Origin of the sequence: Nostocoides sp. (assembly GCF_037045025.1) — a bacterium.
Taxonomy (GTDB): Bacteria; Actinomycetota; Actinomycetes; order Actinomycetales; family Dermatophilaceae; genus Nostocoides_A.
The window spans coordinates 298630-317885 of the sequence record NZ_JBAOHM010000011.1; the positions used below are offsets into that span (position 1 = coordinate 298630).

Sequence of the window (19256 nt, forward strand, 5' to 3'; positions counted from 1 at the left end):
GATCATGCGTTTTCCTTCTCCCGGCGTCGGTGCTTACCCCCGTTCTGTTTCCGACGCCTTTACCAGGTCGAGGCACCCCCGAGCGTCGACCGGCTTTCCGGAAGGTCCCCCGCATGTCCGGTTCACAGACCCTTGGCGACCCGCTGCTCGGTTTCGCTAATGACTCCGCTCCCTCGCTGCTGCCCGCAGGTGTCAGCCGTCGTGCCACGCTCGCCGGCTTGGGCGGTCTTGCCCTGCCCGCGATGGCGGGTGCAATGCGGCCGCTGGAGGTCGGCAAGCAGTACCGATCCACCGGCCGCACCCTGACCGACCTCACGCGCACACTCGGCGTTTGCATCTCCGGGTCCGGCAACCAGGACTCCAACCTCGCGGCGCTGCGCGGCATCGGCGCCACCTGGGTGCGGACCAAGGTCCACCTGGGCTACCGCAGCCAGCCGACGTGGTTCGCCAAGCTGGCCGCCAACGGCATCAAGGTCAACGGTCTGATGGGCAACCCGGATGGCGACGGTGGCACGCCGGAGCAGCTGGTTGCTCGCGTCGCCGAGTCGCTCGCGCCCTACATGAACAGCCTCGAAGGCGCCAACGAGTGGAACCTCAACGGCGGGTCCGACTGGCTGCCCGAACTGGTCAACCACCAGACCCGGCTGTGGAATGCCGCCAAGGGCAATGCGGTCACACGCGGGATCCCCGTGCTCGGCCCCGCCCTCGGGATGCGTCAGGGCTATGAGGAGTTCGGCAACCGCAGCAGCATCATGGACTACGGCAACTTCCACCTCTACACCGGTGGCTATGTTCCCGGCTACCGGACCGACGACATGATCGCGCGCCAGCGGATCGTGTGCGGCAGCAAGCCGATGTATGTCACCGAGACCGGCTGGCACAACGCCGTCAACTGGCGCGGCCCGCACTACTACACCCCCGAGGCCGTCGCCGGCCTTTACGCGCCCCGGCTGCTCCTTGAGTACTTCATCCGCGACGTGCCCAAGTTGGCGATCTACAAGCTCACGGACAGCAACGACCCGGACAAGAACGACCGCGAGTCCAACTTTGGCCTGCTGCGGGTCGACGGGTCGCGCAAGCCGGCCTACACCTCGTTTGCCAACCTCAACACGATCATGACCCGGCAATACCGCACCGGCGGCCGGGCGGGCACCCCGTTGAGCTTCACCTTCCGCGGCGGTCCCGCCGACCTGCGCACCGCCTTGGTGGCTCGCCCCGACGGGCGCTATCTGTTCTTTCTCTGGCGTAGCCAGGCCGCCGTCTGGGACCCCAAGAAGCGGCTGAACCTGACCCCGACCACGGAGACGGCGACCATCGACTGGGGCGGCACGCGCAGCGTTCGCCGGTTCGCTCCGGCGACCTCGTCCACGGCCATCAGCACCACAACGACCAGCCAGTCCTCGGTCGAGCTGAAGGCGCAGCTGGAGGTCCTCGAGGTTTCGCCGGCCTGAGCCGTTCGGCTCGTGTCCGGGACGAGCGCCGAGCGTCAAGGGTGACTAGGCTGCCTCGCGTGGGCGACGAGCGGCGCGAGGTCACGCCGCAGCAGTGGGCGCAAGCGGCTGCGGCGGCGCGAGCGGAGGGGTTCGACTTCTTCGACTGGCTGACCGCGGTCGACCAGGCCGACGGGGACCCGCCCGGCGTCGACATCGTGCTGCGTCTGCTCGATGACCGCAGCCCGGGGGCGCTGCGCGGGCTGCTGCTCTCGATGCGGCTCCCCGCGGGTCAGCCGCTGGCGAGCATCACCGCGATCTTTCCCGGGGCGGCCTGGCATGAGCGGGAAACTTTCGAGATGTTCGGCGTCGACGTCGCCGGCTTCAACGACGGCAGCGGCCTCGGGATCCGGCCGCTGCTGCTTCCGGACGGCTTCGAAGGGCACCCGCTGCGCAAGGACTTCGTGCTGACCGCCCGGGTGTCCAAGGACTGGCCGGGAGCCAAGGAACCGGGCCAGCCGCACGGCGGGGGGCCCGGGCGACGCAAGATGATGCCTCCCGGCGTTCCGGCCCCGGAGTGGGGGCCACGATGACCTGGCTGGAGATCGGCATCCGCGCCGCCGGAGTGCTCGCGGCTTTTCTTGTCCTGCCGCTGCTCGTCGGGCAGACCGAGCACAAGGTGATGGCGCACATGCAAGGCCGCCTCGGGCCGATGTATGCCGGGGCTTACCACGGCTGGGCGCAGCTGGTCGCCGACGGGGCCAAGTTCGTGCAGAAGGAGGATATCGTCCCGGCCGCTGCCGACCGGCGGGTCTTCAAGCTCGCGCCCGCGCTGGCGCTCATCCCATATCTGGTCGCGCTCGCCGCGATCCCGGTGCATCCCGGCTTCGCCGTCGCCGACCTGCCCGGCGGGGTCCTTTTCGTCCTCGCAGTTACCAGCGTCGGCATCCTCGGCACGCTCGTGGCCGGCTGGGCCAGCGCCAACAAGTACGCCCTGTTGGGGGCGATGCGGTCGGCCGCGCAGCTGCTGGCCTACGAGCTGCCGATGGTGATCGCGGTCGCCTCGGTCGCGTTGGCCGCCGGGACGCTCAGCCTCGGCGCGATCGTGCAGGCGTGGCAGCCGTGGTGGCTGCTCTGGCAGCTGCCGGGCGGCCTCGTCTTCCTCACCGCCGCGGTCGCCGAGTTGCAGCGCCCGCCGTTCGATATGCCGATCGCCGACAGCGAGATCGTCTTCGGCGTCTACACCGAGTACACCGGGCTGCGGTTCGCGCTCTTCCTGCTCGCCGAGTATGGCGGCATCGTCGTGATGTCGCTGCTGTTCTCGACGCTCTATCTCGGCGGCTGGCGCGGACCGTTCGACGACATCGCCGGCTGGGCCTGGACGCTGCTCAAGGGGTTCGCGGTTGCCGTGCTGATGATCTGGATCCGCGTCTCCTGGCCCCGGCTGCGGGAGGACCAGCTGCAGCGCTTCGCCTGGCTGGCCCTGATCCCACTCGCCTTGGCGCAGCTGGCGCTGACCGCGCTCGTGATCGTCCTCGGGTGACCGGCCGCTAGCCAGCGTGAAGGTCTCTGGTCGCGATAGCAGCCAGAGACCTACACGGTGACCCGGAATTCTCTGGTGGCGGCGATATTGGGCAACGTGCCGATGGCAGACCCGTGCCTGCTGGCCCGAGTCGGCGCACCCGGCTAGGTTGGAGAGCGTGAGCGCGCGCAGGGGTCTGGTGCCCGGCCTGGTCAAGGGCATGGCGACGACCGCGCGCACGATGGTGCGGCACGCGCATACGGCCGAATACCCCGATGTCCGACCGGAGTTGCCGCCGCGCTCGCGGGGGGTCATCGCGCTGCTGGAGGAGAACTGCACCTCGTGCATGTTGTGCGCCCGGGAGTGCCCGGACTGGTGCATCTATATCGACGCCCACAAGGAGACCGTCCCCGCGACCACGCCCGGCGGGCGCGACCGGCAGCGCAACGTCCTCGACCGCTTCGCGATCGACTTCTCGCTGTGCATGTATTGCGGGATCTGCATCGAGGTCTGCCCGTTCGACGCGCTGTTTTGGTCCCCGCAGTTCGAGTATGCCGAGTTCGACATCCATGACCTGCTGCACGAGAAGGACCGGCTCGGCGGCTGGATGGAGTCGGTCCCGCCGCCGCCCGCCCTGGATCTGGCCGCTGCGGACCCGGCCGAGATTGTCGCGCAGCGGGCGCCGGCGCGGCCGGCCAGGGCGGCTGGCGCCGGGGAGCGCCCGGAACGGCCCGCCAGGGCGCGTCGCCAGACGCCCCCGACGCCGGTCGAAGGTCCTGCCGGCGAGGCCGGGTCGTGACCGGTCTAGATATCGCGTTTGCGGCGACCGGGGTGATCACCGTCGGTGCTGCGCTCTTGGCCGTCACCACGCGCCACCTCGTCCACGCGGCGCTGTGGCTCGTGCTCAGCCTCGGCGGCCTGGCCGGCTGCTATCTCGTCCTCGGCGCCGAACTCGTTGCCCTCGTGCATGTCCTGGTCTATGTCGGCGCGGTCGTCGTCCTCGTTATCTTTGCGCTCATGCTCACCCGGGCACCGATCGGCCCGCGCGCCGAGCACTCCACCTCCCGGCTGCACCGTGCCCTGGCCGGCGTCATCGCTGCCGGGCTCGCGGCGCTACTGCTGGCCGTGTTGTTGCCGCTCGCCGGCGAGCAAGCAGTGGCCATCACCGACGCCGACTCGACGTCGATCGCCCAACAGCTATTCACCACGTGGGTGTGGCCCTTCGAACTGCTCTCGGTGCTGCTGCTCATCGCCCTCGTTGCGGCCTTGGCCGTGGCCCGTCCGGGCAGCCGCCCCGCTGGGGGCCACCGATGATCCACCTCGCCCTCCCGTATGCCGTGGCCGCCCTCCTTGTCGCGATCGGCGCCTTTGGCATCCTCGCCCGCCGCAACGCCGTGCTCGTGCTGATCGGGATCGAGCTGGTGCTCGCCGGGGCGGGGCTGCTGCTCGTCACCACCGGCGCCGTTCAGGGCGATCGCTGGCAGGCCGGCAACATCCTGACCCTCTTTGTCATCACGATCGCCGCGGCCGAAGTCGTCGTCGCGCTCGCGGTCATCGTCGCGCTCTTCCGCCGCGGCGCGAGCATCGACCTATCCGAGCGCTCCGCGTCGCCCGAGGTGTCGCCGTGATCGCGGGCGCGCTGCTCGCCCTGGCCATCGGGTTGCTGCTGGGCGGGGGAGGGTTGACTCTGCTGGTGGGGCACGCGCGGCCCCGGCTGGCCGCGACGGTCGCCGTGGTGGCCGGTGTGGCCGCCGCGGGCGTGGGGGTCGCTGCCGCGCTGGGGAAGCAGGGGCCTTGGCGGGCGCCGGTGTTGTGGCCCGACCTGCCCGGGCTGAACGTGGGGGGCCAGATCGTGGGCACCCCGGTCACCGACGCGATCGCCCTGACCGTCCTGCTGGTGACGCTCGCCGTGCAGATCTTCGCCGCCTGGTATCTTGCCGGCGACGACCGCTATGCCTCCTTCGCCGCCACCGTCGGGCTCTTTGCCGCCGCCATGCTGCTCCTGGTCACCAGCCGCGACCTAGTGCACCTGCTCGTCGGCTGGGAAGTGATGGGCTGGTGCTCCTACCTGCTGATCGGGCACTGGAGCCGCAAGGCGACCGCCCGCCGCGCCGCACTCAAGGCCTTCCTCGTCACCCGGCTCGCCGATGCCGGCTTCGTCATCGGGATCGTCGTCCTCGCCGCGACCTACCAAACCACCGACCTCGACCTGATCCTCACCCTGGCCACCGATCCGAGCTTCGGTCAGACGTGCACCACCTGCGCCAGCCCCCCGAACGCGACCGTCGCCTTCGCCCTCGCCGCCCTCGTCGTCGGCGTGCTCGGCAAGTCCGCCCAGATCCCCTTCCAGGACTGGCTCACCGACGCCATGGAGGGCCCGACCCCCGCCTCGGCGCTGATCCATGCCGCCACGATGGTCGCCGCCGGCACCTGGGTCCTCGCCCAACTCGCCCCGCTCCTGACGTATGCCGCCGCCGCCCAATGGATCCTGGCGCTCAGCGTCGCCGCGACCATGGTTCTCGCCGGCTTCGCCGCCTTCCTCCAAACCGACCTCAAGCGCCTGCTCGCCTGGTCAACGATCTCCCAGATCGCGGTCATGCTCGCCCCGCTCGCGGCGGCGCCGGCGGCTGCGCATTTCCGCCTCCCGAGCCCAGCCGCGCACCCGGAACCGGCCGCCGAGGCCGCGATCGGGCACCTCTACGGCCACGCGATCTTCAAGGCGCTGCTGTTCCTCACCGTCGGCTGGCTGTCGGTTGCGGCCGGCTCGACCGCCGCCCGGGCGTTGCGGGGCAGTGGTCGCGCGCACCTGCTCGCCCGGCTCGCCTGGGGCATCGGCCTGGCCAGCCTTGCCGGGGTCCCGCTGACCGTCGGCGGCTTCTCCAAGGAGCATGTCATCGACGTCGCCGCCTGGGTCGACACCGAGCCGGGCCCGGGACTGCGCCAGGGGATCGTCACCGTGGCGCTGCTGCTCACCGTCGCCCTCACCGCCGCGTATGCCGCCCGCGCCTACGCCGTCGTCGCCTCCGGCCCCGCCGAGGCCGGCAGTCATGCGTCCGGCCCGGACGGGGGCGTGCGCCTCGTCCTCGGGCTGCTCACCCTCGCCTGCCTGGCCGGCAGCGCGATCTTCTTCCTCGGCCCCCTGTCGGCCGGGCACTTCTCGGTGCTGGTCCTCGGGCTGTCGGTGGCCCTGATCCTCCTCGGCGCCACCATTGGCTGGCGATGGCGGCCCGACGACGACCTCGAACCCACGGCGTGGATGCGCGCGGCCAGCGCTGGCTTCGGTGCCGACGGCGCCTATCTTTCGCTCGTCGCTCGCCCGGTGCTCGCCCTGGCGCGCGCGGTTGCCTATCTCGACCGTGAGGTCGTCGACATCTATGTCCGCGCCGCAGCGGTCGGCACCCGTGGCGTGGGTGCCCTCGGGGCGCGCGCCCACGAACGCGAGCGGATCGCCACCACCCTCGTCTGGGTCCTGCTCGGCCTGCTCGCGCTCGCGGGGGTGGCCTGGTGGGTGTGATTCTCGTTGCGCTGCTCGCCCCGGGGGTCGCGGGGATGTGGCTGGTCCTGGCCGGGCGGGCGCTGGGGGCGCGAGCGGCATACGGGCTGGCGGTGGTCGCGAGCGGGGCGGCGCTGATCGCGACCAGCCTCGCGGTCGCGACCGGCGCGCAGTGGCGGCGCCCGTGGATCGCCGCGCTCGGCGTGGACTGGGCCTTCGCCTCGGACTGGGTCAGCCGACCGCTGCTCGTGCTCACCGCGGTCGTGACCATGCTCGTCGTCCTGCACGGGTTCGACCACGCGCCGGAGGGACCTCCCGGGCTCTTTTTCGGTCTCGTGCTGCTCGTCGAATTGGGAGCGCTGGCATGCTTTTTCGCCCGGGACGTCGTGCTCTTCTTCGTCGCCTTCGAGATCGTGTTGATCCCGATGTGGGTGCTCATCGGGCGCTTCGGCGACCCGCACGATCCGCGGGGGCGGGCGGACGCGGCGGGGCGGTTCGTGCTGTATACGGCGCTCGGGTCGACAACGATGCTGGCCGGGATTCTCGCGTTGGTTCGCTTCGGCGGGACCGCCAGCATGGACCGATTGCCGTTGGTCGGGATGACCGACAAGCAGCAGCTGGTCGTCGCCGTGTTGCTCAGCCTGGGTCTGGCCGTGAAGGTTCCGCTGTTCCCGCTGCATACCTGGTTGCCGGCGGCGCACACGATCGCCCCGACCGGCGGGTCGGTGTTGCTGGCGGCGGTCCTGCTCAAGATGGGCACCTATGGCCTGATCCGGCTGCCGGGCGAGATGACGCCGCGCGGGTTCGCCCAACTCGGTCCGATCCTGGCGGTGCTCGGTGTTGCCGGCATCCTGTGGGGTGGTCTGGCCTGCCTGGTCGAGCGGGATCTCAAGCGGCTGATCGCCTTTTCCTCGGTGGCCCACATGGGTTTTGTCGCGCTCGCCCTCGGCTCCGGATCGCCGGTGGGCGTGCGCGCCGCGGTGCTGACCAATGTTGCCCACGGGGTCGTCTCGGCCCTGCTGTTCGTCGTCGTCGGTGGGTTGAAGGAGCGGTGGGGGAGCACCGATCTCGCGGTGGTGCGGCCGGCGCTGCGCGAGGTCTGGCCGCGCTTCGGGCTCGCGCTCATGCTCGGGCTCGCCGCCAGCCTCGGCCTGCCCGGCCTGGCCAATTTCCCCGGCGAGTTCCTCTCCCTGTATGCCGCCTGGACCAGCCCCGGCCCAGGCACCTACGTCGATCTCGGCGTCACGTACCTGCCGCCTGACACGGGGGTGCTGCTGCGGGGATGCGTGGTCGCGGCCGCCTTCGGCGCGGTGCTGGCGGCGGCATACTGCCTGCGGGTGGCGGCGCTGGTCTGGGTTGGTGACGCAGTCGGCGGCGCTGCGGGCGACGAGGTCGGCGGTGACGGCGGGGGCGGCGAGGAGCGCGAAGGGCGCCCGCGGATTCTGCGGGAGATGACCGCATCCGAGCAACTCGTCTGCGGGATCCTTGGGCTTGCGGTGGTCGTTCTCGGCATCCTGCCCGGCCTGCTGTTGCCGGCCGCGGGGGCGATGCTGACCGGGGGTGGGCCGTGAGCGTCGTCTCCTTCGACTGGTTGGTCCTCGCGCCGGCGCTGGCACCGATAAGTGGCGCGCTGCTCGTCCTGGTCCTCGACATTCTTGCGTCGCGGGCGAGCGGGTTGCATCTGCCCGTCGGCTTGGTGGCCCTCGGCGCGGGGATCGGCGCCCTGCCCTTCGGCGCATTCGACAGCGTGACCGGGCGGACCCTGTGCCTGCCCGCGGGGCCGGACGGGGCCTGCTTCTACGAGGGCACTGCGTGGGGGGCGACGCTGCAGTTGATTGCTCTCGGCGCCAGCCTGCTCGTGTTGCTACTTCTCGGCCCGGGCACCGGGCACATCTCCCGCGCGCAACGCGGGGGACCCGCGGTGACGGTGGCGCTGGTGCTGACGGCGACCGCGGGGGCCGTTGTCGTCCCGGCCGTGCGTGACCTGCCCAGCTGGCTGATCGCGATCGAGCTCGCCACCTTGCCGGCGGTCGCTTTGGTCGCTTTATCGCGCTCGCCCGGGGCCCAGCGCGGCGCGACCGCGCTGCTGATGACCTCGCTGACGTCGTTTGGGCTGCTCGCGGTCGGGCTTGCGTTGTGGGTGCTGGCCACGGGTGACGCCCGGTTCGCGCCGGACACAGTCGCCGCAGCCTGGGCCGATGCCGACCATCACCGGGCGCTGGTCATGGCGGTGCTTTTCTTGCTCGCCGGGCTGGGTTTCAAGTTGTCGGCGGTGCCGTTCCACACCTGGACGCCGCAGGCGTTCGTCCCGGCGGACGAGGCGGTCGCCGCGCTGTTGGCGACCACGTCCAAGGTGGCTGCTCTCGGCGCGGTCGTCGTCGTGGTGCGCCCGTTCGTCGCGCCGGCCATGGACGGCGAGGATGGCCGGGGGACGATCATCGTCATCCTCGCGGTCATCGCGCTGGCCTCGATGACGCTCGGCAATCTGGTTGCGCTCACCGCGGACGACCCGGTCCGGCTGCTCGCCTGGTCGACGATCGCGCAGGGCGGCTGGGTGCTGCTGCCGATGGCGGTCCTCGGCGAGGGCGGCATCGCCGCCGCGGTCACCTACCTGCTGGTGTATGCCGCTGCCACCCTCACGGTCTTCGCCGTCGCTGCCGCTGCGCACAGCGGAACGGAGGGTGCGGGGGAGCGCTCGCTCGCGGCATACCGGGGCATGGGGCGGCGCCAGCCGCTGCTGGCTGGCGCGCTGGGTCTCGGGCTGCTCACCTTGGCCGGGTTGCCGCCCGGGATTGCCGGGCTGTTCGCCAAGATCGTCGCGTTGCGTCCGATCGTCGGGGCTGGCTATTGGCTGGTTGTTGCCGTGGCCGTCGTCAATGTCGTCATCGGCCTGGCCGTGTATCTGCGCTGGCTGCTCGTCCTGGTCTCGGGCGGCCCCCCGCCCGAGACCCCGCGTCAGCGGCTCGATCCCGGCCTGCTCGCCGCCCTGGTGCTCGCCACGGTGGTTCTTGTGGTGGCCAGCGTCGTGCCGGGCCTGATCCTCGGCCTCGCCGGGCTGGCCTGACGGGTGCTGGGGGCAGGGGGGCCGTCACGGAACCGACGCCGGCAAGCGGAAGCTTGGGTCCTGGCCGGGTAGCTGGATGCGATGTGTCGCGCGGCGTGGGGTGGGCCAGCGACCAGTGAGCGCGGGCCCGGCGTGGCCGAGCACAGCGGCCATGGGTCCGGCCCGGGGTCGACGGGGTGGTCAGGCCGCGCCGGTCAGGTGGGGCGGTGGCCCCAGCCGAGGGCTGGGGGTGGGATGGAGAGGTAGGTGTGGCCGGTGGGGGTGGTGATCGCGGTGATGTGGGTGCGGGGCCTGGCGTTGCGGGCGATGTGGGTGTTGCGGTCGGTCTCGGGTCCGGCGGCGTAGGCGGCGATCTCGGCGCGGGTTAGGACGCGGGTGGTGAACCCGGGGAGGTCTTTGGTGTAGTTGCAGCCGGCGGACAGGCCTTGCCCGTTCTGGTAGCTGGTGGGCCCGCCCTTCGCGGCGGGGACGGCGTGGTCAGCGTGGCGGATGGGGGCATCGCAGTGGGGCATGCGGCAGCGGTCGTCGCGCAGGATGAGCAGGGAGCGCAGTAGGGGTGGGAAGAGGCGGGCGGTGGATTCGAGGGCGATCAGGTCGCGCCGGTCGGGGCTGGTGAACGCCCGCCGCAGGGACGCCGCGGCGGGGTGTTCGCCGGGGCCCGGCGGACCGCAGTGGTTGTCGGGGGTGTCGGTGTCGGTGTCGGGGGTGTCGCAGCCGCAGAGGAGCCATTCGCGGGCGAGGGCGGCGGGGATGGTGCCGTGGCCGAGGATGCGGACGGGGTCGGCGGCGCCGGCGCAGCGGCTGCCCTCGCCGGGGCGGTGCCAGGCAGGCTCGGTGGGTGGGTGCTGGTCCGTCGGGGTTGGCGGCTCGCCCGCCGGGGCTTCGGTGATGGGGTCGGACTCGGTGGCGGGGTGGCTGTCGGGATGCGTGTCGGCGGGGTCAGGGGGCCGCTGGTCGGCGAGGACGCCGGCGGGGTCGGTGTCGTCGGGATCGGCGGCCTTGTCCGGGTCGCCGCGATCGTCACCGGGATCAGCAGGTGCGGCCGGTTCAGCAGGTCCGGGAGATGCGGCGAGTTCCGCGGCGGGACGACTCTCATCGGCCGGCTGGCTCCTGCTGCCCGCGCGGGTGTCGGCGGGCTCGGCGCCGCCATCGTTCGGCTCGTTGTGGGTGTCAGGGTCTCCGGGCCCAGGCTGGTCGGTGGGCTCGCCGTCGTCGGTGGGGTCAGCGTCGGCAGTCTCGTTCGCGCCGCTGTCGCTGCCGGTGGTGTCGGTGGCACGGCTGTCGGCGGTGCTGTCGCTGTCGGTGTCGGAAGCGCCGGTGGTGTCGGTGGTGTCGGTGGTGTCGGTGTCGGTGTTGTCGGTGGTGTCACTGGGGGCGGTGGGGGTGAATAGGTCGTTCAGGTCGTTGAGGTTCTTGCCGTACAGGTTGTCGGGGGTCATCACCAGGGTGACCGCGGCCGGGGGGAACTGCCCGGACGCCAGCCCAGACAGCCGGGCGATCGCGGTGTCGGCCAGCACCTGCGAATAGGTCCGCTCCCCCGGCGGGTCGTCCGGGTCGGCGCCGGCGAGCACGCCGGTGGCGTGCCGGTGCAAACACGCGTACGCCGACACGATCCGCGGCAACGTGTCCAAGAGGGTCAGGTAGGCCATCCCGTCCGGCGCCGGCCGGGTCCACGCTCCCCGGGAGGAGACCGCTTTGGCGTGCCTGGCCAGGACGGCGTCCGGGTCGAGCCGGGCGGCGACCTGGGCGGCGGCGGCCCGCGCCTGCGCCAGGGTCAACACCGGCAACCGCTCCCCGAGCTCGGCGTCCAGGAGGCGCTGGTCGTCCTCGGACAACCCGGCGGCTTCGGCGCAGACCGCGCCCGCGACCGCCGGGGAGATCAGGCCCGCGGTCAGGGCGGCCAGGGTGTGCGGTAACACGCTGGTCAACGCCCGCGACTGGGACAGCTGCGCCTGCGCCGCCGACGGGCTACACCCGCGGGCCAGCGCGAGTTGCGGGGTGATTCCCCGGCTCGCCGCCCGCGGCGAGAGCCCGCGGGCGTGCGCGTCGGCGGTATGGGTGTCGGCGAACGCGACGCTCACTCGCGCCTGGGCCGCCGCCAGGGCCGCTTTGAGGCGTTCACACACGCTCAACACCTCGATCCGCTCCCCCTGCCCCGCGTCCTGGGCCAGGCCGTCGACCTCGGCCAACGCGTCGGTGATCGCGGTCAGCCAGGCCACCTGATCGCTCGCCCGCTGTGGTGCCCCCACCAGCTCCGCGAACCGCGACCCGCACTCATCCCCACCCTCGCCGCCGCCGGGGTAGCCGCCGCGGCCGCGGCGGGGGAACTGGGCGGCCTCGTAGTCCTCCATGTCCGCGCGGATCTGGGCGAAGAACGCGGCCTCCTCGGCCGCGTCGGCGAACATCGGCTCCTCATCCCCGCGTTGCAGCAGCGCCAGCTCTTCCTCCGGACTCAGCTGACCGGCCAGCCCGTCACAGTCATCAAAGAAGTCATTCACGGTGTGGTCCCAGCCGCCATCGTCCCCGGGGGTTCCGGGGGTGGTGGGTAGGATCGCCGTCATACTCAGAATTATACTAGATTACCTGTGAGTAGTCAAGAACAAAGCTCGGATTATTGGAGCCGGGATTGTCATTGGGCTGGAACGCAATCGACCAAGTGCTGCCATGCCCGCCGGGGTGGCTGGCTCAGGCGACCTCGGTCCGCTCGGCCCGCCCCGGCGAATCGTTAGGTCTCGCTTTGGGGGAGGGGCCTCGGGCACCGTCGTGTCAGGCGTGGAACCGATGACGTCTGCCCGTGTTGTGAGTGATCTGTGAGCGGCCCCGACCAGGGAACGAACCGGGCTGGAAGGAGCGTTGCACCAGGCATGCACAACCATTTCAACGGGCTGAAGACCGCCGGGCTCTTCGGCCTCATCTGGGTCCTGCTACTCGGCATGGGCTCGATCATCGGCAGCGGGAAATACATCTACCTGTTCGCTCTCTTCGGCCTGGCCATGACGTTCTACTCCTACTGGAACTCCGACAAGCTGGCCATCCGGGCGATGCATGCCTACCCGGTCAGCGAGGCCCAAGCGCCGGGCATGTATCGCATCGTCCGCGAATTATCCACAGCGGCAGGCAAACCCATGCCGCGGCTCTATGTCTCGCCGACGCAGGCGCCCAACGCGTTCGCCACCGGGCGCAATCCCAACTATGCCGCCGTCTGCTGCACCGAGGGGATCTTGAACCTGCTCGATGAGCGTGAGTTGCGCGGCGTGCTCGGCCACGAGCTGATGCACGTCTACAACCGCGACATCCTGACTGGCTCGATTGCGGCCGCGCTCGCCGGGGTGATCACCTCAGTCGCCCAGATGGCGATGTTCTTCGGCGGCAGCGACGAGGACCGTCCCAACCCGATCGCCCTGCTCGGCATGGCCCTCCTCGCGCCCTTCGCCGCAATGGTCATCCAGATGGCGATCAGCCGCACCCGCGAATACGACGCCGACGAGGACGGCGCCACGCTGACCGGCGACCCGCTCGCGCTGGCCTCGGCGCTGCGCAAACTTGAGATGGGCACCCGCCGCGCCCCCCTCGCGCCGACACCCCAAGTGGTCAACAGCTCCCACATGATGATCGCCAATCCCTTCCGCGCTCAGGACGTTTCGCGCTTCTTCGCCACTCACCCCCCGATGGGCGAGCGCATCGCTCGCCTGGAGGCCATGGCGCGCAGACCGCGACCCTGAAGCCGACAACCGAGAACCCGCGGCGGGCCCTGCACACCGCGGGTTCTCGGGATGATGCCTGACCTACTTGGTGAAGGTGTAGCTCTCCGTGACCGGCTGAACCGTCTTGGTGCCGGAGAACGTCGCGGTGTAGGTATAGGTGCCGCGGGCAAGGACGCCGAGCCGGATCTCGGCAACCCCGTTGGTGACCGGGTCGGACCCAACGACAGCGCCATTGCGCTTTACCGTGACCATGCCGCCGTTCGGGTTGCCGTCGGGCTAAGCGTTCACCCGGACGACGAGGAAGGTGACATTGCTGGCATTCGTGCGCGTGCTGACGGTCAGATCGGCGCTCACGCGGTTGCCCAGGTCGTAGGTCGTCTCGCCGAGCTTGATCGCATGCAGCGTGTTGACTGCGGGGACGCCCAGCACCCATCCGGCCTGGACGATGGCGCCGGCGGGGAAGGCGGCTCGCCACTCGGCCAGACTGCCGTAGTAGGGAGATCCCTGGCCGTCGTTGTTGCCACCGCCAGGAGCGATGTATGGCGCCTTGGCGCGCATCGCCGCCGACCAGCCCTCGGTCAGCCACCACGTCCCGTTGTAGATCGACTCGTAGACCAGCGTCCCGTCATAGCTGCCGTCGCCGTCGATGTCGATGCGCAGATTTAGGCCCGCCTCGCCGCTGCCGGACACCACGCCGGCGAGGGGCACGACCACGTCGAAGTAGCCGGCCGCCTTGTCGGTCGAGGTGGTGCCCCTGGTCCAGACGTGCATGCCGCCGCCGGCGAATTCCACGTGCCCCGTTGCCCGGGTTTGTGACGTGTCGATGTGGTCGCGGTCAACCACGTAGGCCGCGGCCTGTGCCGGCGGTGCGGAGATCACGCCGGCGATGAGGAGAGTGAAGGGGACGGCCGCGGCCAGCCCCCGGGAGAATTGGTTGGCACTGCGCATTGCGATACTCCAGATTGCGAATCACTGTGATCGGAGGTGAGCAGCAGCGCATATGACGTTCCCCAGCCCAGTCGGATCGTAACGTCGATACCCAGCCCTCGGATAGAGCGCTCGGGCACCAATTTCGCGGAGCGTTGTGCCTCTGGTGCAGTTCGCGGGCCGCCCACGGTCTGCGCGGCCATCGGAGCGGGCAGGATGACCGTATGCCGAGCCTGACCCGCGCCGAGGCGCAGCACCGTGCCCGCGCGATTCAGGTCACCCACATGAAGGTCGACCTCGACCTGGACCAAGGGGATCGGCACTTCGGCTCGACGACCACGCTCCGGTTCACAGCGAGCGAGCCCGGGACGTTCGTCGATGTGCGCGCCCACCACCTGCGCCGAATCACGCTCGACGGCACCCGAATCGACCCGGCGAGCGTGGCCGACGGACGCCTCCCGCTGGACGGCCTGGGCGGTGAGCACGTCCTGCAGATCGCGGCAACGATGGCCTACAGCCAGGATGGGCAGGGGCTGCACCGCAGCCTCGACCCGGCCGACGGCAACAGCTACGTCTTCGGGCATATGTTCCTCGACGCCGCCTCGACTGTCTTCGCCTGCTTCGACCAGCCGGACCTCAAGGCCCCGTATGCCGTGACCGTCCGAGTTCCCCAGGACTGGTCGGTCCTCGGCAATGGCGCCGCTCGGGAACTCGGGCCGGGACACTGGGAACTGGCCCAAACCCCGCCGCTCGCAACCTATTTCGTCACGATCTGTGCTGGGCCATGGGCGAGCGTGCGGGAGGTGCACGACGGCATACCCCTGGGCGTGCATGCCCGCGCCTCGCTGGGCGAGCCGCTGCGGCGGCAGGCGGGGCAGCTGCTCGCGCTGACCGGCCAGTGCCTCGACTACTACCACGAGCTGTTCGGCATCCGCTATCCGTTCGGCGAGTACCACCAGGTGTTCGCCCCCGAGTTCAACGCCGGCGCGATGGAGAACCCCGGCTGCGTCACGATCCGCGACACTTATCTCTTCCGCGGCGTCGCCACCGAGGACGAGATCCTCACCCGCGCCAACACGATCGCCCACGAGATGGCGCACATGTGGTTCGGCGACCTGGTCACCATGCGCTGGTGGGACGACCTGTGGCTGAACGAGTCGTTCGCCGAATACATGGCGCACCGCACCTGTGTCGCCGCCACGCAGTACACCGGGGCCTGGGTCGACTCGACGATGGCCCGCAAGCTGTGGGGTCACTCTGCCGAGCGGGCACCGTCGCGACACCCGGTGGCCGGATCACCCGCTCCCACGGCGCAGGCCGCGCTGAACAACTTCGACGGCATCTCCTATGCCAAGGGCAGCGCCGTGCTGCGGCAGCTGATCGCCCACATCGGCGATGACGCGTTCGTCGCCGGCGTGCGGGACTATCTCGGCCGACTGGCCTTCGGCAATGGCGAGCTTGCCGACTTCCTCGGCGCCATGGAAACAGCCGCCGGTATGCCGCTGCGCGAGTGGAGCACGGCCTGGCTCGAGACCGAGGGACTCGACCAGCTGAACGTCTTCCAGGACACCGGCCGGGTCGCCCGCGGGACACCGCCGGAGTATCCGCGCGCCGGGCGGCCGCACACCTTCGATGTCGCCGGGTTCACCGGCGATGCGGAGGTCTTCCGGGTCTCCGGGACACTCACCCGCTCCACGGCCCGGTGGCCGGAGCTGGCCGCCGCGCCGACCGCCCGGATCGTGCTCCCCAACGCGGCCGACCTGACCTGGGCGGTGAGCGGTCTGGACGCCGAGACCCGGCGCAACCTGCCGGACGGCCTAGCCGGCATACCCGATGCCCAGGCTCGCAGCGTGGCCTGGCTGGCGCTCATCGACGGAATGCACCTGGCCGCCGTCGACCCGCGAGAGGTCTTGCGCACGTTCACTCGCGCCTGGCCGAGCGAACGCAACGAGTCGATCCTCAACCGGGTGAGCGGCCACATCCTCGGCCGCGTCATACCGGTCTTCCTTCCCGAACCCGAGGTTCCGGCCGCCGAAGAACTCGTCGCCGCGGCCAGCAACGAGCTGCTGCGCGGCGCCACGACCGTGGGTGCCCGACTGATCGCCGCGCGCTGCCTGGTCCAGTCGAGCACCGACGAGGCGCTGCTGCGGCGCTGGCTGACCGGCGCCGACCTGCCGCCGGGGCTCGATGAGGATTCGGACTTCCGCTGGTTCGTCGTGCGCGCCCTCGCCCGTCGAGCGTGGATGCCGGCCGAGGAGATCGAGCGCTATCGCGAGCTGGATGCCAGCCTGGCCGGGCAACAAGCCGCGCTCGCCGCGCTGGCGCTGCGGCCGACCGCGACCGCCAAGGAGTGGGCCTGGGCCGAGCTGACCGGCAACCCGCGACGATCCAACTACGACCTCAACGCGATCGCCGGGGCGTTCTGGTCCAGTCCCGAGGTCGACCTCGTGCTCCCGTATGTCGAGCGCTACTTCACCGATATCCCGGCACTCGCGGCGCGGGTCGGTGAGGACGCCCTCGGCACCGTGGCCGCGCTGGCATACCCGTTGCGCGTCGTCGCGCAGCGCACGCTCGATCTCGGCGTCGCCGCCCTCGCCCGGGGCGACCTGACGCCCGCGGTCACCAGGGCCATCGTCGATGCCCAGTCCAAGCTGACCGAAGCCCTTGCCTCTCGGGCGGCCTTCTGGCCGCCCGAGGCCGAACGCTGCGTTCCCCGACGGCCGTGACGACCGATCCCGAACGCACGCCGAGCTTCCAGCACGTGTTGCTCACCCGGTTCAGCGCCGTCCTGCACGCCGGCCAGCCGCCCGTCTCTCAGGGGTGGTTGGACTACCGGATGGCCTTCTTCTACGACGCCTGCTACCCGTCGGTGACCCGGCAACGCGGCGCCGACTTCGACTGGCTGATCCTGTTCGACGACCGGTGTGACGACGACTTCCGCGAGCTGGTCGAGGACCTGGCTCAGGACGCGTTCACGCCGGCCTGGACCCACGTGCCGTTCCGCCGCAACAGCTTCGCCGCACCCGTCGCAGACCACCTCGCCGGGCGCGGGCCGAGCAGCCACTTGATCACCACCCGTATCGACTCCGACGACGCGATGGCAATGGATTTCATGGCCGCCGTGCAGTCCCAGTTCGCCGGGCAGGACCGCCTGTTCGTCAACTTTCCCCGCGGCATCCAGATCGATCGCTCCGGCGCGGTCTATCGCAGCGACATCCTCTCCAGCCCCTTCCTCTCGCTCATCGAACGCCGCACCACGGCCCCGCCGGACACCGTGTATGTCGCCAAACACGCCTGGGCCCGAGCCCACGGCCCGGTCCGCGAAGTGCAGGCCCCGGTCATGTGGGCCCAGGTCGTCCATGGCATCAACCTGTCCAATATCGTCAATGGTGTCCGCGTCCCCCCGGCCATCGTCGCCGAGCGGTTCGACTTCGACCTCGGCTATGACGCCGCGATCTCGGGTATGCCGCTCGCCCGCGCCCAGGCCCGCCACCTCGCCAAGCTCTCACGGTTGTGGTCGACCCACCCCGGTGAGTTGACCAAATGGGCCGAGGCGCGCGCCTGGACCCTGCGCGGCACGCACGAGCGCGCCCAGGATGACGGCCAGACCCTCAGCGACCGGATGCTCGCCGCCGAGCGGAGCGCGCGGCAGGCCTGGCAGGACTCCGGGCTGCGTCGGCGGTTGAGCACGGCCCGCGGGGCAGCCCGGGACGCCCGCTGGCGGCTGCGTGGCGAGATCAACGCCCGCGTGTCGCAGCGACTGGTTCACCTGGCCGGCGATCTCGAGGCCGTGCTCGCGGCGCCGCGCGTCGTCGTCCTCGCGGAATACGCGACCACTCGCGCGCTGCGGCCCGATGCCCTCGCCATCGCGTCGGCGTATGCCGCTGCCGGGCTGTCCGTCCTGATCGTCGCGGCGTCCGATCCATGGCGTCGGCTGCGCGTGGCCGAGGTCCCGGCTGGAGTGGCCGTGGTGCGCCGGCCCAACGCCGGCTACGACTTCGGGTCCTGGTCGGCCGCGCTCGCGGCATACCCGATCCTCGCCGGCAAGGACCTCGTCGTGCTGACCAACGACTCCCTGCTCGGGCCGTTCGGGCCGCTGGATGATCTGGTCGCCCGGATCGATCGAGCACAAACCGACGTGTGGGGGCCAACCGAATACGCCTTCCCCCGGCGCTACGTGCAAAGCTACTTCCTCGCCTTCCGCGGCGGGGTGTTGCAGCACCAGCCCGTGCGTGACTTCTTTGCGACTGTCCGACCGCAGCGCAGCAAACTCGATGTCATCCACACCTACGAGGTCGGGCTCGCCGGGGTGTTGGACGCCGCTGGGCTGAGCTACGCGGCGGAGTGGACCGCAGCGTCACTCGGCCTTCCCGAGGGCACCAATGTGTGCATTGACGGCTGGCGCCAGCTGCTCGACGCCGGATTCCCGTTCGTCAAGCGCACGCTGATCGAGCTGGAGCACCTCGCGCCGCTGCGCGTCCAGGTGCTCGACTATCTCGCCAAACGCGACGACTGGGCCCCGGGGAGTGGGCGTTCGAGTTCCAGCTCCGTGACCAGCCACAGACGAGCTCAGCGGTAGTTGGTGAACTGCAGGGCGACGTCGAGGTCCTTTCCCTTGAGCAGCGCGATGACCTGCTGCAGGTCGTCGCGGGACTTGCTGCTGACCCGCAGCTCGTCGCCCTGGATCTGGGCCTTGATGCCCTTGGGGCCCTCGTCACGGATGATCTTGGCGATCTTCTTGGCGTTGTCCTGGTCGATACCGTTCTTGAGGGGGCCCTGCAGCCGGTATTCCTTGCCCGACGCCGTGGCCTCCTTGTCGCCGAAATCGATCGACTTCAGGCTGACGCCGCGGCGCACGAGCTTGGTCTCGAACACATCGAGGGCGGCGCGAACACGCTCGGGGGAGTTGGCCGTGATCAGCACCTGCTCGCCGGTCCACTGGATGGATGCGCCGACGCCCTTGAAGTCGTAGCGCTGGGCGATCTCCTTGGCCGCCTGATTCAGGGCGTTGTCGACCTCCTGCTTGTCGACCTTGCTGACGATGTCGAAGGTGGAATCGGCCATCCGGACCTACCTCGTTTTCGCGTTGGGTGATTGGCTTGCTATCCTTCCATGC

The 19256-nt window shown here is 70.5% G+C and carries 15 protein-coding genes and 1 pseudogene; 12 read left to right on the plus strand and 4 right to left on the minus strand.

The window, feature by feature from the left end:
* The first annotated feature begins 113 nt into the window (after positions 1–113).
* The 9 genes from V9G19_RS12505 (at position 114) to V9G19_RS12545 (ending at position 9509) form a co-directional block, all read left to right on the plus strand.
* A complete protein-coding gene (locus tag V9G19_RS12505) occupies positions 114–1451 on the plus strand; it encodes a hypothetical protein (RefSeq protein ID WP_462285745.1) in 1338 nt (445 codons plus the stop codon).
* 59 nt (positions 1452–1510) lie between these two features.
* A complete protein-coding gene (locus V9G19_RS12510) occupies positions 1511–2023 on the plus strand; it encodes an NADH-quinone oxidoreductase subunit C (RefSeq protein ID WP_462285746.1) in 513 nt (170 codons plus the stop codon).
* On the plus strand, positions 2020–2973 hold the full coding sequence (gene nuoH / locus V9G19_RS12515; RefSeq protein WP_462285747.1) for an NADH-quinone oxidoreductase subunit NuoH: 954 nt from the start codon (positions 2020–2022) through the stop codon (positions 2971–2973). Before V9G19_RS12510 ends, nuoH begins: the two co-directional genes overlap by 4 nt.
* Positions 2974–3130: 157 nt before the next feature.
* Positions 3131–3751 (plus strand): NuoI/complex I 23 kDa subunit family protein, encoded by a 621-nt coding sequence (locus tag V9G19_RS12520; protein ID WP_462285748.1) that lies wholly within the window; start codon positions 3131–3133, stop codon positions 3749–3751.
* Entirely contained in the window at positions 3748–4266 is a 519-nt protein-coding gene (locus V9G19_RS12525) for an NADH-quinone oxidoreductase subunit J family protein (RefSeq protein ID WP_462285749.1), read from the plus strand. The genes V9G19_RS12520 and V9G19_RS12525 overlap by 4 nt, the downstream gene beginning before the upstream one ends.
* Complete coding sequence (gene nuoK / locus V9G19_RS12530; RefSeq protein WP_462285750.1) at positions 4263–4580, plus strand: NADH-quinone oxidoreductase subunit NuoK; 318 nt, start codon at positions 4263–4265, stop codon at positions 4578–4580. The genes V9G19_RS12525 and nuoK overlap by 4 nt, the downstream gene beginning before the upstream one ends.
* Positions 4577–6466, plus strand: coding sequence for an NADH-quinone oxidoreductase subunit 5 family protein (locus V9G19_RS12535; protein ID WP_462285751.1), 1890 nt, complete (start codon positions 4577–4579; stop codon positions 6464–6466). Before nuoK ends, V9G19_RS12535 begins: the two co-directional genes overlap by 4 nt.
* Positions 6457–8016, plus strand: coding sequence for a complex I subunit 4 family protein (locus tag V9G19_RS12540; protein ID WP_462285752.1), 1560 nt, complete (start codon positions 6457–6459; stop codon positions 8014–8016). The genes V9G19_RS12535 and V9G19_RS12540 overlap by 10 nt, the downstream gene beginning before the upstream one ends.
* Positions 8013–9509 carry an NADH-quinone oxidoreductase subunit N gene (locus V9G19_RS12545; protein ID WP_462285753.1) on the plus strand — a complete coding sequence of 499 codons (1497 nt, stop codon included), beginning with the start codon at positions 8013–8015 and terminating at the stop codon, positions 9507–9509. The genes V9G19_RS12540 and V9G19_RS12545 overlap by 4 nt, the downstream gene beginning before the upstream one ends.
* A 194-nt stretch (positions 9510–9703) precedes the next feature.
* Here the strand turns inward: V9G19_RS12545 and V9G19_RS12550 are convergent, their stop codons facing one another.
* A complete protein-coding gene (locus V9G19_RS12550) occupies positions 9704–12070 on the minus strand; it encodes an HNH endonuclease (RefSeq protein WP_462285754.1) in 2367 nt (788 codons plus the stop codon).
* A gap of 303 nt (positions 12071–12373) precedes the next feature.
* Here V9G19_RS12550 and htpX point away from each other — a divergent pair, with 303 nt between their 5' ends.
* A complete protein-coding gene (htpX, locus tag V9G19_RS12555; protein WP_462285755.1) occupies positions 12374–13231 on the plus strand; it encodes a zinc metalloprotease HtpX in 858 nt (285 codons plus the stop codon).
* Positions 13232–13294: 63 nt separating this feature from the next.
* Here htpX and V9G19_RS12560 read toward each other — a convergent pair.
* Positions 13295–13468, minus strand: a pseudogene (locus V9G19_RS12560) (hypothetical protein); the annotation flags it as partial.
* A 21-nt stretch (positions 13469–13489) separates the two neighbouring features.
* Entirely contained in the window at positions 13490–14161 is a 672-nt protein-coding gene (locus V9G19_RS12565; protein WP_462285756.1) for a hypothetical protein, read from the minus strand.
* A gap of 203 nt (positions 14162–14364) precedes the next feature.
* On the opposite strand from V9G19_RS12565, the gene pepN reads away from it, so the two are divergent.
* Together pepN and V9G19_RS12575 are read left to right on the plus strand one after the other, a co-directional pair.
* Positions 14365–16866: an aminopeptidase N gene (pepN, locus tag V9G19_RS12570; RefSeq protein WP_462285757.1), complete on the plus strand. Its 2502-nt coding sequence runs from the start codon at positions 14365–14367 to the stop codon at positions 16864–16866.
* Complete coding sequence (locus V9G19_RS12575) at positions 16863–18719, plus strand: glycosyltransferase (RefSeq protein ID WP_462285758.1); 1857 nt, start codon at positions 16863–16865, stop codon at positions 18717–18719. Before pepN ends, V9G19_RS12575 begins: the two co-directional genes overlap by 4 nt.
* On the opposite strand, the gene V9G19_RS12580 is transcribed toward V9G19_RS12575, so the two are convergent.
* Complete coding sequence (locus V9G19_RS12580; RefSeq protein WP_462285759.1) at positions 18710–19204, minus strand: YajQ family cyclic di-GMP-binding protein; 495 nt, start codon at positions 19202–19204, stop codon at positions 18710–18712. The two genes, V9G19_RS12575 and V9G19_RS12580, sit on opposite strands and share 10 nt — an antisense overlap.
* Between the last annotated feature and the right edge of the window lie 52 nt (positions 19205–19256).

Bases quoted from the DNA above. Each gene is read 5' to 3' on its own strand.
- V9G19_RS12505 (WP_462285745.1), top strand. From the start codon at position 114: ATGTCCGGTTCACAGACCCTTGGCGACCCGCTGCTCGGTTTCGCTAAT.
- nuoH (WP_462285747.1), top strand. From the start codon at position 2,020: ATGACCTGGCTGGAGATCGGCATCCGCGCCGCCGGAGTGCTCGCGGCT.
- nuoK (WP_462285750.1), top strand. From the start codon at position 4,263: ATGATCCACCTCGCCCTCCCGTATGCCGTGGCCGCCCTCCTTGTCGCG.
- V9G19_RS12550 (WP_462285754.1), bottom strand. From the start codon at position 12,070: ATGACGGCGATCCTACCCACCACCCCCGGAACCCCCGGGGACGATGGC.
- htpX (WP_462285755.1), top strand. From the start codon at position 12,374: ATGCACAACCATTTCAACGGGCTGAAGACCGCCGGGCTCTTCGGCCTC.
- V9G19_RS12565 (WP_462285756.1), bottom strand. From the start codon at position 14,161: ATGCGCAGTGCCAACCAATTCTCCCGGGGGCTGGCCGCGGCCGTCCCC.
- pepN (WP_462285757.1), top strand. From the start codon at position 14,365: ATGCCGAGCCTGACCCGCGCCGAGGCGCAGCACCGTGCCCGCGCGATT.
- V9G19_RS12580 (WP_462285759.1), bottom strand. From the start codon at position 19,204: ATGGCCGATTCCACCTTCGACATCGTCAGCAAGGTCGACAAGCAGGAG.